This window comes from Frondihabitans sp. OV104, assembly GCF_057787745.1.
Genome location: NZ_CM173541.1, coordinates 616,298 through 631,143, shown reverse-complemented (window position 1 = coordinate 631,143; position 14,846 = coordinate 616,298). Strand labels below are relative to the sequence as shown.

Sequence of the window (14,846 nt, the reverse complement as noted above, 5' to 3'; positions counted from 1 at the left end):
CCTCGCGTGAGCGACGGCAGCACGGCGGGCGAGGCCGAGGGCGACGACGACCGGACGCGCGCGGCGCTCGAGCGCGACGCCTTCGGGCCCGAGACGGACGCCGAGGCGAGCGCGGCGGCCGTGCGCGAGCTGCGGCGGAGGGACGACGCGGCCGAAGGGCTGTCGGCGGGGGTGCCGGAGGGAGTTCCTGCGCCCCAGACGGGAGACGGGGCCCAGACGAGAGACGGGTCCCAGACGAGAGGCGGGGCCCAGACGAGTGACGCGGCCCGGCCGAGACGGGTGGCCCGGGCAGCGATCGCTGTCGGGGTGGTGCTCGTGATGGGCGGCGTCGCGGGTTTCGGCCTGGCCCGGGGTCGGGAGCAGGCGCAGCCCGCCGTACCGGCTGGCGCGACCGCCGCCCCCATCGCGACGCTCGGCGGGGGCGGCGACGAGGCGTCCGATCCGGCGGTCGCTGCCAACTCGCGGCGGACGATCCTGGCGGCCGAGATCCTGCTGAGGACGCCGGCGACGAAGGGCGACGCCCTCCCGGCCGCAGCCGGCCTCAGCGGCTTCCTCCGCTCGTCGACGCGCCTGGTGGCCACGGCGACCGGCGACCGGCGACTGTGGGTGGCGCGTTCCGACGACGCGGGCGGCGGCTACTGCCTGGTCGCGTACGACGGCGTCTCGGCGCCCGACGGCAGCCCCGGATCGACTTCGTGCGCCGACGTCGGGGCCTTCGTCGCCCTGGGCATCACGCTCGACGAGAGCGGCTTCACCGCCAGCTGGCGTGCCGGTACCGTCACGGCGACGGTGACCCGGAGCTGACGCTCGACCGCACTCACCTGCGCCGCGGCCTAGGCGAGCTTCGGCTGCCTCGCGAGACCGTCGGTCGACGAGATGCGCTGCGGGTTCATGCGCCAGGCCACGAACGCGGCGGCCGCGAGGAGCACGATCGAGGCGACGAACGGCCACTGCCAGCCTGTCGCGTCGACGAGGGCGCCGAACACGATGGGCGAGAAGATCCCGGCGATGCCGAAGCCGGTGTTCATCATGCCCGAGGCCGTGCCCGACCACTCGGGGGCGGTGTCCATCGGGATCGCCCAGAGCACGGCGTTGCAGAGCTCGAGGAAGAAGAACGACAGGGTCAGCGAGACGATCGCGACAGGCAGGCTGTGGAACACGAACACCGGCACGAGGCAGATCCCCGACCCGATGAGGCCGATCATGAGCGTGTTGCGGCGGGCCGTGCGCATGTCGCGCGAGCGGCGGAAGAACGCGTCGCTCATCATGCCGCCGAACGTGTCGCCGACCACGCCGCCGAGCAGGACGAGCGAGGTGAAGAGGGCGAAGGTCGTGAGCTTGAGGCCGTAGCTGTCGCCGAGGAAGGAGGGCAGCCAGGTCAGGAACACCCACAGGGTCCAGCCGTAGCCGAAGTCGACGAAGGTGACCGGCAGGATCGTGCGGGCGAGGCGCTTCCACGGCACGGGAGGCGCGATGGCGCTCTTGGGACGGTCGGGCATCTCCTCCAGCTCGACCTTGGTGATGCTCTTGTGCTCGTCGGGGCGGTTGCGGAAGTAGAAGTACCAGACGATCCCCCACAGCACGCTGATGCCGCCGAGGATGAAGAACATCTCGCGCCACGAGCCGAAGGCGACGATGAGGTAGGCGACGATCAGGGGCGCGGCGGCATTGCCGAGGCGGGAGGCGGAGTGCACGACGCCCTGCACGAAGCCGTTGCGGTCGGCCGGCACCCAGCGCGTCATGGCGCTGGTCGCCGTCGGGAACGCCGCCGACTCGCTGAAGCCGAGCACGAGGCGGGCGATGAACAGCGACCAGAAGCCGACCGACATGCCCGTCGCGAGCGTGGCGATCCCCCACAGGATCGCGATGACGAAGAGGGCCTTGCGCGCCCCGAACTTCTCGCCGAGGCGGCCGCCGAAGATCTGCAGCAGCGCGTACGGGATCGAGAATGCCGCTACGACGATGCCGAGCTGCGTGTCGGTGAGCGACAGGTCGGCCTTGATGTCAGGCAGCGCCGTCGAGATGTTGGTGCGGTCGATGTACGAGATCGCGTACATGACGCACAGCAGGATGACCACCTTGCCGCGCACGCGCCCGCGCATCGGGGTCGCCTTCACCTTGGCGGGCTCTTCAGTGGTCAGGCTCATTCGGGTGGTCACCTTCGGGTCGTCAGCTCGTTGTACTCCGCATTCCCTGTATGCAGATGTATCGACTGTGTCGCAGCCCCCGATGAGGATCCTATGAGAAACGCAGGAACTCGGAATGGAGATAAAAAAGAACGGCCCGCGCTCCGGAGAGGGCGGGCCGTTCAGTGAAGAGTGTGAGCCTCTGAGGACTCTGCTTCAGTTATCGATGCAGACGCACTAGCGACGCAGGCCGAGGCGCTCGATGAGCGCACGGTAGCGGCTGATGTCGACGTTGCTGAGGTAGCCCAGCAGACGACGGCGCTGGCCGACGAGGAGCAGCAGACCACGACGCGAGTGGTGGTCGTGCTTGTGCTCCTTGAGGTGCTCGGTCAGGTCTTTGATGCGCTGCGTGAGCACGGCCACCTGGACCTCGGGGGAACCCGTGTCGCCCGGGTGGGTCGCGTACTCTTCGATGATCGCAGTCTTCACTTCGGGTGCAAGTGCCATAGGTGGATCCCCTTGTCAGTCGTTGCGCGGCGCCCGACGCCTGATGCGTGGGCTCTCTTTATCCGCGGCCGTTGGACGGCGACCTGCCTAGCGTACCAGTCCGGCGGCGCGACGGCGACTGGACGCCCGCCCGGCTGGCCGGCGGCCCAGCGAGGCGAACGGCAGGAGGAGCAGGCGGAGCACCAGCGCGATCAGGACCCCGACCAGGCCGCCGAGGGTGTTGTGCAGGACGTCGGCCGGATCGCTGACCCGCGTCGACAGGAACGCGCCCTGATAGGTCTCGATGCCGTACGACAGCAGCGCGCACAGCCCGACGGCGAGGACGAACAGCCTCTTCGGGAAGAACAGCGCCAGGAAGAAGCCCAGCGGCACGAACATCACGGCGTTCGACACCGACTCGACCACCGAGAACGTGATCCAGCTCGTCGAGCCGTGACGGCCGAACTCGTCGAGGGCCCGCCACAGCAGCTCGGACGTGCGGTGCCCGTAGACGTCGGGACGCAGGGTCATCCACGCGACGGCCATCAGGTACAGGACGGTCACGACGAGGAGCCACGGACGGAAGCGCATCCGACCATGGTGAGGCACGGCACCTGGGCGGCACCCGCCAGGCGCCGGGGTGTCAGCCGAGCAGGAGCTGCGGCGAGCCCGGCAGAGACCGTCTCAGCCCAGCACGGACTGGGCGAGCGCCGGGCCGGAGGCGGCGAGCGCGACGATGGCGCCGCAGCCGCCCAGCGCCCACGCGGTCTGCACCCGGCGGGCGGCGGCGACCTCGGTGCGGACGCGGCCGAACCAGGCGTGCAGGTCGTCGCGCGCCGGGACGGGCCGAGCGGGCGCGGCCGGTGCCGCCAGCGGCCGGGTGCGCCAGGTGCGGGGCCGGAGGGCGGCCCGGGTGATCTCGCGCACCTCGTCGACGGAGAGGACCGGACGGAGGCCGCGCAGGGAGGAGGCCAGGCGCGCGGCGGAGACCGCGGTGGCGGCGGGCAGTTCCTGCGCCCCCGGGATCGCGGTCTGCCGGCGCGGGCTCGTGGCGACGACGACGCCCGACACGGCGATCGGGCGGCCCAGTGCGTGGGAGAGCAGAGCGGACGCACCCTCGGCGTCACCCGGAGAGCCGACGGTGATCGCGAAGACTCCGGCGGGGCCGATGACGAGGTGGTCGATCTCGGAGCCGCCGACCGGGACGCCGTGGAGCACCCGCCACGACCTGCCCGACACGGCCAGGGTGCGCAGGCGCTCGGCGACCTGAGCCTCGGCGAGCGCCGCGGTGAAGGCGGAGCGGTCGGCGGGGCTGATCGGCGACGCACCGAGCACCCGGGCGAGCGGGCCGCGCGGCGGGCGGCCCGAGTGGCCCGACCAGAGCCGGTCGAGCGGCTTCGCCGGCGCCGCCTCCACCGGGACGGCGGTGGCTGCGTCGCGGGTCGGTGCGGGGATGGTCATGCGGGCCTCTCGGAAGCACTGCGCGGGTCGGCGGCGGTCCTCGAACGGTAATCGGCACCGCCGACGCGGCGGAATCGCCAGTTGGGGGGCCAGGGTACGTTTCGGGGCACAACAGCGGCATGGGGGGCGGGCGGCCGGTGCTTTATCGATTGTCAGGGGGCATCCCTACGCTTGGCGGGTGGACTTCCTTGCTGCGCTCTGGTCGCGCGTCACCCAGACCTCCGAGCCGCTCGGCCTCCCGCTGCTGCTCGGCTCCCTCGTGGTCGGCGCCGTCCTGGTGCTGCTCCCGGCGACGTGGCACACCGTGCGGCATGCCGTCACCGTCGTCCACGAGGGCGGCCACGGTCTCGCCGCCGTCGTGACCGGGCGGCGGCTGACCGGTATCCGGCTGCACTCCGATACCTCCGGCCTGACCGTCTCGAAGGGTCCGCGGACCGGGCCGGGCATGGTCATGACCCTGCTGGCCGGCTACACGGCCCCCGCACTCGCGGCGCTCGGAGCCTCGTGGATGCTCAGCCGCGGCTACTCGGCGGGCCTTCTCTGGTCGCTCCTGCTGGTGCTCGCGCTGATGCTCGTGCAGATCCGCAACTGGTTCGGGCTGTGGGTGATCCTCGTCGGAGCGGCCATCGTCTTCGGCGTCACCTGGTTCGCGCCCACCGAGTGGCAGCTCGTCTTCGGGCACGTGCTCACCGTCGTGCTCGGGCTGGGTGCCCTCCGAGCGGCGCTGGAACTCCAGACCAGCCGCCGCCGCACGAGATCGGGGCAGTCCGACGCCGACCAGCTCGCCCGGCTGACGCGCATCCCCGGCCTGTTCTGGGTGTTCGTGTACGTGCTCGTCGCCGTGGTCTGCGCGATCGCCGACGCGTGGATGCTGGTGCCGGCCGGCGTGCTGACCGTGCCCGCCGGGCTGTAGGGCGCACACCCGCAGCGGCGGCGGACGATCCCCGCCACGGCGGCGGTCTCCTGCCGCCGACGGGGGTCGGGCCGCCGGGCGGCGGCTAGGCCGGGGCGGATGAGAGAGCGTGCACCGGCACGCGGCCGTCGAGGCGCGCGCGACCGTCGAGCCCGTCGAGCTCGAGCAGCACGGCGATGCCGACGACCTCGTACCCGGCGCGCTCGAGCAGCGTGATCGAGGCCTCGGCCGTGCCGCCGGTGGCCAGGACGTCGTCGACGACGAGCACGCGCGACCCCGCGGGCAGCTGGCCGGGGCGGAGCTCGATCGACGCCTCGCCGTACTCGAGCGCGTAGCTCTCGCTGAGCACCTCGCCGGGAAGCTTGCCCGCCTTCCGCACGGTGAGGACGCCCGTCCCGGTCTGCGCGGCGATGCCCCCGGCGAGTGCGAACCCGCGCGCCTCGATGCCGGCCACTGCGGCGAACCCGCCCTCGAACGGCTCGGCGAGCGCAACGCAGACGGCGGCGAAGCCCTCGGCGTCGGCGAACACCGGCGTCACGTCGCGGAAGAGGATGCCGGGTTTCGGGAAGTCCTCGACGACGGCCGTCAGGCGGTCGACGAGGTCGGAGGCGTCAGACATGCCTTTACGGTAGCGGCCCCAGGAGTGGGGTGGCCGCCGCCCCCGAATGGGCGCTCCCGGGTGGGCGGAGTTCCTGCTGGAGTGGATCTCACGGTCGATCCGGAGCGCAGAGGGCTCCCACGACCGCGACTCGGGGGAACGATGGCACCGCACCACGCGACACTCGTGGCCGTCTCGGCGGCTGTCATCGCCCTGTCGAGCGCTCTGCTCCTGGGTGCGCCCGCCGGCGCTGCGAGCACGGCCAAGCCGCTCACGGTCGCGCAGATCCAGGCCGCCAAGCCGTCGACGCTCTACCCCGGCGGCCTCGCGGTGCACCCCGACACCAAGGCGGCCTCCATGTACGCCGGGCTCGCGAAAGCGAAGAAGACGACCGAGGCGGCAGCCATCAAGAAGATCTCGTCGCAGCCGGTGGCACTGTGGCTGGGCGACTGGTACTCCGACGCGCAGCTGAAGACCGTCGTCGCGAAGTCGCTGGCGAGCGCTGAGAAGGCGAAGCGCACGCCGACCTTCGTCACCTACGCGATCCCGGACCGCGACTGCGGCGACTACTCGGCCGGCGGGCTCACTGCCGACGAGTACGGCACCTGGAACCAGACGATCGCCACGGCTCTGAACGGGCACCGCGCCACCGTCATCGTCGAGCCGGACGCGCTCGCGATGATCAGCAACTGCCCCGGCACGGCGTCGGTGCGACTGCCCCTCATCAAGGCGGCCGTCACGGACTTCGCCGCAGCGGGCGTGACCACCTACATCGACGCGGGCAACTCGCACTGGGTCGACCCGGCCGTCATGGCCGACCGCCTGGAGCAGGCCGGCATCGCCGAGGCGCGGGGCTTCTCGACCAACGTGTCGAACTTCTACCCCACCGCCGACGAGAAGGCGTACGGCCTCACCGTGTCGAAGCTCACCGGCGGATCGCACTTCGTGATCGACACGTCGCGCAACGGCCAGGGCTGGAAGGGCACCTGGTGCAACCCCACCGGAGCCGGACTCGGCGTGACGCCGCGAGTCGCCTCAGGCAGGTCGAAGGTCGACGCGCTGCTCTGGATCAAGACGCCGGGCGCGAGCGACGGCACCTGCAACGGCGGCCCGACCGCGGGCACGTGGTGGCAGAAGTACGCGCTGGCGCTGGTGAAGCACCGCGCGAAGTAGCAACGGGCGCGGGAGTCGACAGCGTCGCGGGGTCTACGTGATCGTCAGCGACTTCACCCGCTCGCCGGCGAGCACGAACGTCATGGTGCCGACGCCGTTGTAGCCGTCGCCCGACACGTCGACCGTCACGACGAACTCGTCGGCCGACGACCCCGCGGCGACCTCGACCACGTCGAACCGGGAGTGCTTGCCGATGTTGTCGGACTCGTTCCAGCGCGCGATGCCGTCGCGGCCGTGGAACACGCGGCCCCAGTCGTCGAGCGTCGCGTCGTCGGCGAAGCACGCCAGAAACCCCGTGTCGTCTTCACGGTTGGTCGTGTCGATGAACGAGTGGATGGCTGACGGGGTCGCGACGGTCATGCCCCATCGAACCACGGCCGCCGCCGGTGGGCTCCAGCCGTGCCCCCGGGCCGAGACACGTCGGGCCGCCCGTCGTCAGACGTCGAGGTCGACGACCGTCAGGCGCTGCGTCGGCCGCGTCATCGCCACGTACAGCGATGCGTTGCCGCGCGACGACAGCGCGAGGATGCGCGACGGCGACACGACCACGACCGAGTCGAACTCGAGACCCTTCGACGTCGCCGGGCTGAGCACGCTGATGGGCGTCGTCAGCGACGAGGTGCCGGGCGCGACGAGCCCTGGGAACGCGGCGTCGAGCGCCTCGACGAGCGCGGGCACGACCTCGGGCGGCGCGATGACGGCGAGGGTGCCGGCGCTGTCGATTTCTCGGTCGGTCGTCACGGCCTCGACGACCCCGGCGGCCGCATCGGACGAGCGGGTCTCGCGCACCGGCCACTCGCTCGCGCGCACCGAGCGGCTCGGCGTGATCCGGAGGCCGGTGCTGCGGGCCTCCGCCTCGGCGTACTCGACGATCTGGCTGGGCGTGCGGTAGTTGACGGTGAGCTCTTCGAGGCGCCACGCGCCCTCGCGCCGACGCCGGCCGAGGAGGCTCTGGATCGCGCGCTCCCACGAGTCGGCCGACGCGGGCGACGACGCCTGGGCGATGTCGCCGACGACGGTGAAGGAGCGGAGCGGGCAGCGCCTGGCGAGGAGCCTCCACTGCATGGGGCTGAGTTCCTGCGCCTCATCCACCACCACGTGTCCGTAGGCCCAGGTGCGATCGTCGGCGGCGCGCTCGGCGGTGGTCATCGACGCGGCGCGCTCGGCGAAGTTGCCCGCGATGTCGGAGGCCGTCACCATGCCCTCGACCTGCATGTTCTCGATCGCGCGCTCGGCGTTCTCGATGTCGCGCTTCTGCTGCTGCTTGCGGGCGCGCTTGTCGGCGTCGGCGACGGCGTCGAACTCGCCGAGCAGCTCGGCGGCCTCGTCGAGCAGCGGCACGTCGCTGATGGTCATCGCCTCGCCGCGGGGGCGACGCAGCAGGGCGCGCTGCTCGGGCGTCCACTGCGGTGTGATGGTGGCCAGCCAGTTCGGACGCGCGTAGATGTCTTCGAGCAGCTTCTGCGGCGACAGCGGCAGCCAGGCGGTGTTGAGCAGCACCCGGACGTCGTACGACTGGCGGATGTCGTCGCGCAGCACCAGCTCGTCGGCCTCGTCGATGGTGGTGCCCCGGGTACGGAGCTGCTGCACGAGCTGCTTGGACAGCGCCGTGATCGCGAGCTTGTTGAAGGTGACGCGGCCCACGTTGTGCTGCTTGCCGCGGTCCTGCGCGCGACGCAGGGCCTCGGCTACGAGCTGCGGCTGCACGACCATGCGCTCTCCGTCGATGTCGACCTCGACCGGCTCCGTCGGCACGATCTGACGGGAGCGGACCGCCCGGCGCAGCAGGTCGGCCATGCGCGCCGACCCCTTCAGCGCAGCCACGTCGGGCGCGTCGTCGATCGTCGCCTCGACGCCCGGGAAGAGCCCGCCGAGACTCGACAGCACGACCCCGCTCTCGCCGAGCGAGGGCAGGACCTGCTCGATGTAGCGCAGGAACGAGCGACTCGGCCCGACGACCAGGACTCCGGAGCCGCGGAGCCGCTCCCGGTGCGAGTACAGCAGATAGGCCGCCCGGTGCAGGGCCACGGCGGTCTTGCCTGTTCCGGGGCCGCCCTGCACGACCAGGATGCCGTCGAGCTCGGAGCGGATGATGCGGTCCTGCTCGCCCTGGATCGTCGCGACGATGTCGGTCATGCGGCCGGTGCGCTGCGCCGTGAGCGCGGCCATGAGAGCGCCCTCGCCCTGCAGCTGCGCGTCTCCGCGGTCGAGGAGCGTCGGGTCGAAGACCTCGTCTTCGATGCGGGTGACCGCGCGTCCGCTCAGAGTGAGGTGGCGGCGAGCGCGAGCACCCATCGGGGTCGCCGCCGTGGCCTGGTAGAACGCGCTCGCGCCCGGGACTCGCCAGTCGAGCAGGATCGGGTGGTGGTCGGTGTCGCGCAGCCCCACGCGGCCGATGTACCGGAAGGCGCCGTCGCCGGCCGTGGGAGAGGTGGTCTCGTCGGGCTTCTCGAGCTCGAGCCGGCCGAAGGCCAGGCGATCGTCGACCTCGCTCAGCTGCGCGAGGGTGTCTTCGTAGAGGCGCGCGTAGGCGTCGCGCTCGCTGCGGCTCTGGTGGTTGCCGCCGACCATCTCGCGACGGGTCTCGACGAGCCTTGCTCGTGCCTCGTCTTTCAGGGTGTCGAGGCGCTCGTAGAGCGTCTGGACGTAGTCACGTTCACGGTCGAGTTCAGATGGCAACGGGATGGCACTCCTCGAGAAAGACAGCACACGATTCTAATCACTCGCCGGCTTCGAATCTGACGACAGGGGAAGCCGCCCCACGTGGAGGACCCCGCCGGATCGGCACGGCCCCGCTGGAGAGTGCGAGGGGACGTGCCGAATCGGCGGGGCCAGAGGGTGCGAGCGGTCAGAACTCCTCGGGGGTCAGAACTCCTCGTGGGTCAGCGGATCGCCGTCCCAGAGGCGGCCGCGCTCGAGACCGGAGATGCGGGCGACCTCCTCGTCGGACAGCTCGAAGCCGAAGACGTCGAGGTTCTCGCGCTGGCGTCCGGCGTCGCCCGACTTGGGCAGCGGGACGGCGCCGAGCTGGACGTGCCAGCGGATGACGACCTGCGTCGGTGTCACGCCGTGAGCGGCCGCGACGTCGAGGATGACCTGCTCGGTGAGCAGCTCGGACTGCTTGCCGATCGGGCTCCAGCTCTCGGTCACGATGCCCAGGTCGGCGTGGACCGCCCGGAGCTCCGCCTGCGGGAAGTACGGGTGCAGCTCGACCTGGTTCACGGCCGGCACGACGCCGACCTCGTCGCGGACGCGCTCGAGGTGCTCCTTCGTGAAGTTGGAGACGCCGATGCTGGTGACCAGCCCGTCGTCCTGCAGCTTCTTCAAGGCCTTGAACGACTCGACGTACTTGTCGATGCGCGGTAGCGGCCAGTGGATCAGGTACAGGTCGACGTGCTCGAGGCCCAGGTTCGTCCGGGTCTCCTCGAAGCTCGCCAGCGCCTCCTCGTAGCCGTGGTGGCGGCCCGGGAGCTTCGACGTGACGATGATCTCGTCGCGCGGCACGCCGGTCTCGCGGACGGCGCGCCCCACGGCGTCCTCGTTGCCGTAGTTGAGCGCCGTGTCGAGGATCCGGTAGCCGGTCTCGAGTCCGGAGAGCACGGCGGCCGTGCCTTCGTCGCCGTTGAGCTTGTAGGTGCCGAGTCCGACGGCGGGGAAGGCCGTCCCGTCGTTCAGCGCGAGGGTGGGAACCGCGATGGGCTCGGCCACTAGCTGACGCCCAGGAGGTCGATGACGAAGATGAGGGTCTTGCCGCTGAGCGGGTGGCCTCCGCCGGCCGGGCCGTAGGCGAGGTGGGGCGGGAGCACGAGCTTGCGTCGGCCGCCGACCTTCATGCCGGGGATGCCCTCCTGCCAGCCGCGCACGAGAGCCGCGAGCGGGAAGTTGATGGCCTCGCCGCGGCCCCACGACGAGTCGAACTCCTCGCCGGAGTCGTACTCGACGCCCACGTAGTGGACGTTGACGGTGGAGCCGGCGAGCGCCTCGGCGCCGTCGCCGACGGTGATGTCGGTGCTCTCGAGCTGCGAGGGGGCAGGGCCCTCCGGCGCGTCGATCTCGGGCTTGGTCGATGAGTCGTGAGTCATGCCACCAGTCAAGCACCATCCGGCGACCGGCCGGAAACGGGCGACGGGCCGAGCGCCCGGTTCCTCCCTGCGAGGAGACGGATGCTCGGCCCATCGGAATCCGCACCGAGATCGAGTCATCGATGCGAACGCACGCAGGCTACGCCTGCGACACCCGTCGCGCAAACGCGATCGGACGGACGACGCGCGAATCCGTCAGAATGGACCCTTGACCACCACACCGCGCAAGACACTGTTCGTCGACATCTCCCCGCTCCGCGAGAGTCCCGCGTTCGCCCGACTCTGGATCGGCTCGTCGATCTCGGGCATCGGCGCGCAGCTCACCCTCGTCGCTGTCGGTCTCGAGATCTACGACATCACCCGGTCGACGTTCGCCGTCGCCCTCGTCGGCGTCATCTCGCTCGTGCCGATGATCGCGGCCGGCCTCTACGGCGGCATGCTGGCCGACGCGTTCGACCGGCGCCTCGTCGCGCTCCTCGCCGCCGTCGTCGCCTGGGTGACCACGGCGGCCATCGCCCTGCACGCCTACCTCGGCCTCGAGAACGTCGGCCTGCTCTACCTGCTGACGACGATCGACGCCGTCGCGGCGACGATCATCACGACGTCGAGGGCCGCGATCATCCCGCGGCTCCTGCCCGCGCGGCTGCTCCCCGCGGCCTCGGCGCTGAACGGAATCGGCACGGGAGTCCAGCTCACCGTCGGTCCGGCGCTCGCGGGAATCCTCGTGGCCGCCGCGGGTTTCCCGGCGACGTACACGGTCGACGTCGTGCTGTTCACGTTCGCCTTCCTCGGCATCCTGACGCTGCCGGCGATCCGGCCGGAGGGCGAGACGCAGCGGCCCGGACTGTCGTCGCTCATGTTCGGCGTGCGGTTCCTGCGCCGCTCCCCCAACATCCGGATGACGTTCATCGTCGACATCATCGCCATGACCTTCGGCCAGCCTCGCGTGCTCTACCCCGTCGTCGGCGCCGTGCTGATCGGCGGCGGCGCGGTGACCGTCGGCGTGCTCACCGCCGCCTACGCCGTCGGAGCCCTGGTCTGCAGCGTCTTCTCGGGCCGGCTCGGGCAGGTCCGCAAGCAGGGCGCCGCCGTCAACTGGGCCATCACGGCCTACGGCGCGTGCATCCTCGCCTTCGGCGGCGCCCTGCTCGCCGCCCAGATCTCGGGCCCGCGCGGAGCCGGAGGCCTCACGGAGGACTTCTGGTCGGCCAACCTGCCGGCGCTCGCGTTCGCCGCACTGGCGCTCGCCGGCGCGGGCGCCGCGGACAACGTGTCGGCGATCTTCCGGTCGACGATCCTGCAGTCGGCCGCGCCCGACGCCATGCGCGGTCGCCTCCAGGGGATCTTCGTCGTCGTGGTGACCGGCGGGCCCCGCATCGGCGACCTGTTCGTCGGACTGCTCGCCGTGGCCGGGACCGTGTGGCCGCCCCTGCTCGGCGGAGCGCTCATCATCGCGCTCATCGGGCTGCTGGCGCGGGTGCAGCCGTCGTTCCGGCGGTACGACGCGCTCGAGCCGACCCCGTAGCGCCGGGCTCGCCGGCGTCCGTCGATCCTGCGCCACCGGAGACGCTCGACGGGACGCGGCTGCGGCGAGCCGCCGCCCTAGGGGCGGAGCGCCGCGCGTTCGGCGGCGACCGCCGCCAGGAGCTCCTGCTCGTCGGCCTGGGCGGCCGCTCGCGCCGCCGGGGCATGCGCCATCGACAGGATCTTCTGCCGGGTCGAGGCCAGGCGGGTGGCATCGGAGACGAACGCCCGCATCGCCGGACCGACGCCGTTGTACTTCGCCCAGCGGAGGGCCCGGCGCCGCGCCGGTCCGCTCGACAGCATCGCCACCTCGTCGCGGTCGAACCAGCCGACGGCGGCGTACTCCGCCAGGCGCAGGCGGGTGACCCGGCGCTCGAGGTGGCGGAGCACGAAGACGAGGGCGACGCAGGCGAGGAAGATCGGCACCTGCACGAGCACGTAGTACGTGAAGAAGCGGTCGCCGACGACGACGAGGGCGCCGTTCCAGAGGGCGTGCAGCAGCATCGCCGGGATGAGGCCGAGCACGAAGTAGCCGATCGCTCCGGCCGCGCCGGTGCGGCGAGCGGCCAGCCCGAGCGCGAAGCCCGTGCACGCCGTGTAGATGATGTGGCCGAACGGCGCCATCAGGGCCCGCACGACGAAGACCCCGGCGAGGCTCTCGCCGCCGTAGGCCTGATCGACGGCCTGCACCGAGAAGTACTGGATGTTCTCGACGAACGCGAAGCCCGCCGCCACGGTCGCGGCGTAGACCACGCCGTCGACCGGGCCGTCGAAGTGCTTGCGGAAGATCCAGAGGATCAGCAGCACGCCGAACCCCTTCGCCGTCTCTTCGACGACGGGCGCCTGCACGACCGCGCCGAGCACGTCGGCCGCGTCGCTCTGACCGCCGCCGAACACGCTCTGCACCGTCTGCACGGCGAAGTCGAAGAGCAGGGCCGCGCCGACCGACACGGCGGCTCCCCAGAAGAACGCGAACACGAGGGTGATGCGCGGCTCGGGCTCCCAGCGGTCGACGAGCCACACGCCGAACAGCACGATCACCAGCGGGACCGCCGCGAGCAGCAGGCCGATGACGAGCACCTGCGTCGGCAGGACCTGCACGAAGTAGAAGAACACGGCGACCGCGAAGCAGGCGACCACCACGAAGGCGACCGCGACGGCAGCGAAGTTCGCCGACGGCCGACGGCGGGTCAGCACCGTCGGAACGGGCACCCAGGCGTCGCGGTCGGGAGGCGCCTCTGTCATAGGAGGAGCGTACCGGCCCGGTATCCTCGGGGTATGACAGGACGAGCACTCGAGCCCGTCCTCGCGCTGCTGCGGCTGCTGGCCTCGCCCTTCGTGAAGGCCTGGAACGCCTGGCTCGTCGTCGGCCCCGACGACCCGATCCCGTGGCGCTACGCCCTGCGCCGCACCTACCACGGCTTCCTCCGCCACCGGACGGTCGATGCCGGCGCGGCGCTCGCGTTCTTCTCGACCCTGGCGATCCTGCCCGGCGCCCTCGCGGTCGTGTCGGCCGCGTCGCTCGGCCAGAGCGACGGCGATGCGGTCGACGACATCCTCGAGATCGCGCGTCTCGTGATCGGGCCGAACGCGGCCTCGGCGCTCCGGTCGCCGCTGATCTCGCTGCTCAGCCTGTCGAGCCCCGGCGTGACCCTCGGTGTCGGCCTGGTGCTGACGCTGTGGGCGCTGTCGGGCTACAGCTCGGCATTCGGGCGCGCGATGAACACGATCTACGACGTGCAGGAGGGGCGGCGCTTCTTCCGGTTCCGGGCGCAGATGCTGCTGCTGTCGGCCGTTCTGATGGTGCTGTACGCCGGTATCGCCGCGATCCTGCTCATCACTCCGACGATCGCCGAAGCCGTCGGGTCGCAGCTCCGCATCGGGTTCCTGCTCGTTCCGCTCTGGAACGTGCTCAAGTGGCCGGTGCTGGTCGGGCTCGTGGTGCTGTCGGTCGCGCTGCTGTACTACTTCACGCCGACGATCAAGCATCCGCGCGTGCGCTGGGTCTCGTACGGCGCGCTGCTCGCCATCGGCGGCTGGGGCCTGTCGACGGCGGGCTTCGCGATCTACGTGACGACCTTCACCAAGTACGACCGGGTCTACGGGGTGCTCGGCGGCGCGGTCGTCGTGCTGGTCTACGCGTTCATCTCGAACTTCGTGCTGGTGCTGGGCGGCGAGCTCGACTCGCAGATCATCCGGGTGCGCTACCTGCAGTCGGGCGTCGAGGCGGAGGGTCTGATCCCGCTGCCGATGCGCGACAGCAAGCGCAACCTGGCGCTCGCCCGGCACAACTCGCTCGACATGGTCGACGGGCGCACGATGCGCCTGAAGGCGGTGCGCCTCTACGGCGAGCCGACCCTCGACGAGCTGGGGCGGCCGCACATCCGGCCGCGCTTCCAGGTGCACGAGAGCCGCGGCCACATCGAGATCGACGACCAGGACCTCGACGACCGCTCGTAGGCTTCCGCGCCTCGCGGCAGTGT

The 14,846-nt window shown here is 71.4% G+C and carries 15 protein-coding genes; 5 read left to right on the top strand and 10 right to left on the bottom strand.

Features of this window, described 5'->3' with window-relative positions; translation table 11 throughout:
* The first annotated feature begins 6 nt into the window (after positions 1-6).
* Positions 7-804 carry a hypothetical protein gene (locus AC3CBB_RS03035; RefSeq protein ID WP_488625940.1) on the top strand — a complete coding sequence of 266 codons (798 nt, stop codon included), beginning with the start codon at positions 7-9 and terminating at the stop codon, positions 802-804.
* 29 nt (positions 805-833) lie between these two features.
* Here AC3CBB_RS03035 and AC3CBB_RS03030 read toward each other — a convergent pair whose 3' ends face one another.
* From AC3CBB_RS03030 to AC3CBB_RS03015, 4 genes are all read right to left on the bottom strand, one after another.
* Entirely contained in the window at positions 834-2,147 is a 1,314-nt protein-coding gene (locus AC3CBB_RS03030; protein ID WP_199738254.1) for an MFS transporter, read from the bottom strand.
* A 216-nt stretch (positions 2,148-2,363) separates the two neighbouring features.
* Positions 2,364-2,633: a 30S ribosomal protein S15 gene (gene rpsO, locus AC3CBB_RS03025; RefSeq protein ID WP_123505986.1), complete on the bottom strand. Its 270-nt coding sequence runs from the start codon at positions 2,631-2,633 to the stop codon at positions 2,364-2,366.
* A gap of 87 nt (positions 2,634-2,720) precedes the next feature.
* Entirely contained in the window at positions 2,721-3,203 is a 483-nt protein-coding gene (locus AC3CBB_RS03020; RefSeq protein WP_488625939.1) for a VanZ family protein, read from the bottom strand.
* Positions 3,204-3,296: 93 nt separating this feature from the next.
* Positions 3,297-4,073: a nuclease-related domain-containing protein gene (locus AC3CBB_RS03015; RefSeq protein WP_488625938.1), complete on the bottom strand. Its 777-nt coding sequence runs from the start codon at positions 4,071-4,073 to the stop codon at positions 3,297-3,299.
* Positions 4,074-4,251: 178 nt separating this feature from the next.
* Between AC3CBB_RS03015 and AC3CBB_RS03010 the strand changes: the two genes are divergently transcribed.
* Entirely contained in the window at positions 4,252-4,986 is a 735-nt protein-coding gene (locus tag AC3CBB_RS03010; protein WP_488625937.1) for a M50 family metallopeptidase, read from the top strand.
* Between the two features lie 85 nt (positions 4,987-5,071).
* On the opposite strand, the gene AC3CBB_RS03005 is transcribed toward AC3CBB_RS03010, so the two are convergent.
* Positions 5,072-5,605 carry an adenine phosphoribosyltransferase gene (locus AC3CBB_RS03005; protein WP_488625936.1) on the bottom strand — a complete coding sequence of 178 codons (534 nt, stop codon included), beginning with the start codon at positions 5,603-5,605 and terminating at the stop codon, positions 5,072-5,074.
* A 141-nt stretch (positions 5,606-5,746) separates the two neighbouring features.
* Between AC3CBB_RS03005 and AC3CBB_RS03000 the strand changes: the two genes are divergently transcribed.
* A complete protein-coding gene (locus AC3CBB_RS03000; RefSeq protein WP_488625935.1) occupies positions 5,747-6,757 on the top strand; it encodes a glycoside hydrolase family 6 protein in 1,011 nt (336 codons plus the stop codon).
* A 33-nt stretch (positions 6,758-6,790) separates the two neighbouring features.
* On the opposite strand, the gene AC3CBB_RS02995 is transcribed toward AC3CBB_RS03000, so the two are convergent.
* The 4 genes from AC3CBB_RS02995 to AC3CBB_RS02980 all read right to left on the bottom strand — a co-directional run bounded on the left by AC3CBB_RS02995 (position 6,791) and on the right by AC3CBB_RS02980 (position 10,839).
* Positions 6,791-7,117 (bottom strand): nuclear transport factor 2 family protein, encoded by a 327-nt coding sequence (locus AC3CBB_RS02995; protein WP_488625934.1) that lies wholly within the window; start codon positions 7,115-7,117, stop codon positions 6,791-6,793.
* A 75-nt stretch (positions 7,118-7,192) separates the two neighbouring features.
* Positions 7,193-9,442 carry a UvrD-helicase domain-containing protein gene (locus AC3CBB_RS02990; RefSeq protein WP_488626700.1) on the bottom strand — a complete coding sequence of 750 codons (2,250 nt, stop codon included), beginning with the start codon at positions 9,440-9,442 and terminating at the stop codon, positions 7,193-7,195.
* Positions 9,443-9,622: 180 nt separating this feature from the next.
* The gene (locus AC3CBB_RS02985) at positions 9,623-10,465 is read right to left on the bottom strand and encodes an aldo/keto reductase (protein WP_488625933.1); all 843 of its coding nucleotides are present in this window, start codon (positions 10,463-10,465) and stop codon (positions 9,623-9,625) included.
* A complete protein-coding gene (locus AC3CBB_RS02980) occupies positions 10,465-10,839 on the bottom strand; it encodes an FKBP-type peptidyl-prolyl cis-trans isomerase (protein ID WP_123505993.1) in 375 nt (124 codons plus the stop codon). Before AC3CBB_RS02980 ends, AC3CBB_RS02985 begins: the two co-directional genes overlap by 1 nt.
* Before the next feature lie 208 nt (positions 10,840-11,047).
* On the opposite strand from AC3CBB_RS02980, the gene AC3CBB_RS02975 reads away from it, so the two are divergent.
* Entirely contained in the window at positions 11,048-12,364 is a 1,317-nt protein-coding gene (locus AC3CBB_RS02975; RefSeq protein ID WP_488625932.1) for an MFS transporter, read from the top strand.
* A 77-nt stretch (positions 12,365-12,441) separates the two neighbouring features.
* Here AC3CBB_RS02975 and AC3CBB_RS02970 read toward each other — a convergent pair whose 3' ends face one another.
* On the bottom strand, positions 12,442-13,608 hold the full coding sequence (locus AC3CBB_RS02970; RefSeq protein ID WP_123505995.1) for a PrsW family intramembrane metalloprotease: 1,167 nt from the start codon (positions 13,606-13,608) through the stop codon (positions 12,442-12,444).
* A 33-nt stretch (positions 13,609-13,641) separates the two neighbouring features.
* On the opposite strand from AC3CBB_RS02970, the gene AC3CBB_RS02965 reads away from it, so the two are divergent.
* Positions 13,642-14,823 carry a YihY/virulence factor BrkB family protein gene (locus tag AC3CBB_RS02965; RefSeq protein WP_488625931.1) on the top strand — a complete coding sequence of 394 codons (1,182 nt, stop codon included), beginning with the start codon at positions 13,642-13,644 and terminating at the stop codon, positions 14,821-14,823.
* Positions 14,824-14,846: the final 23 nt, after the last annotated feature.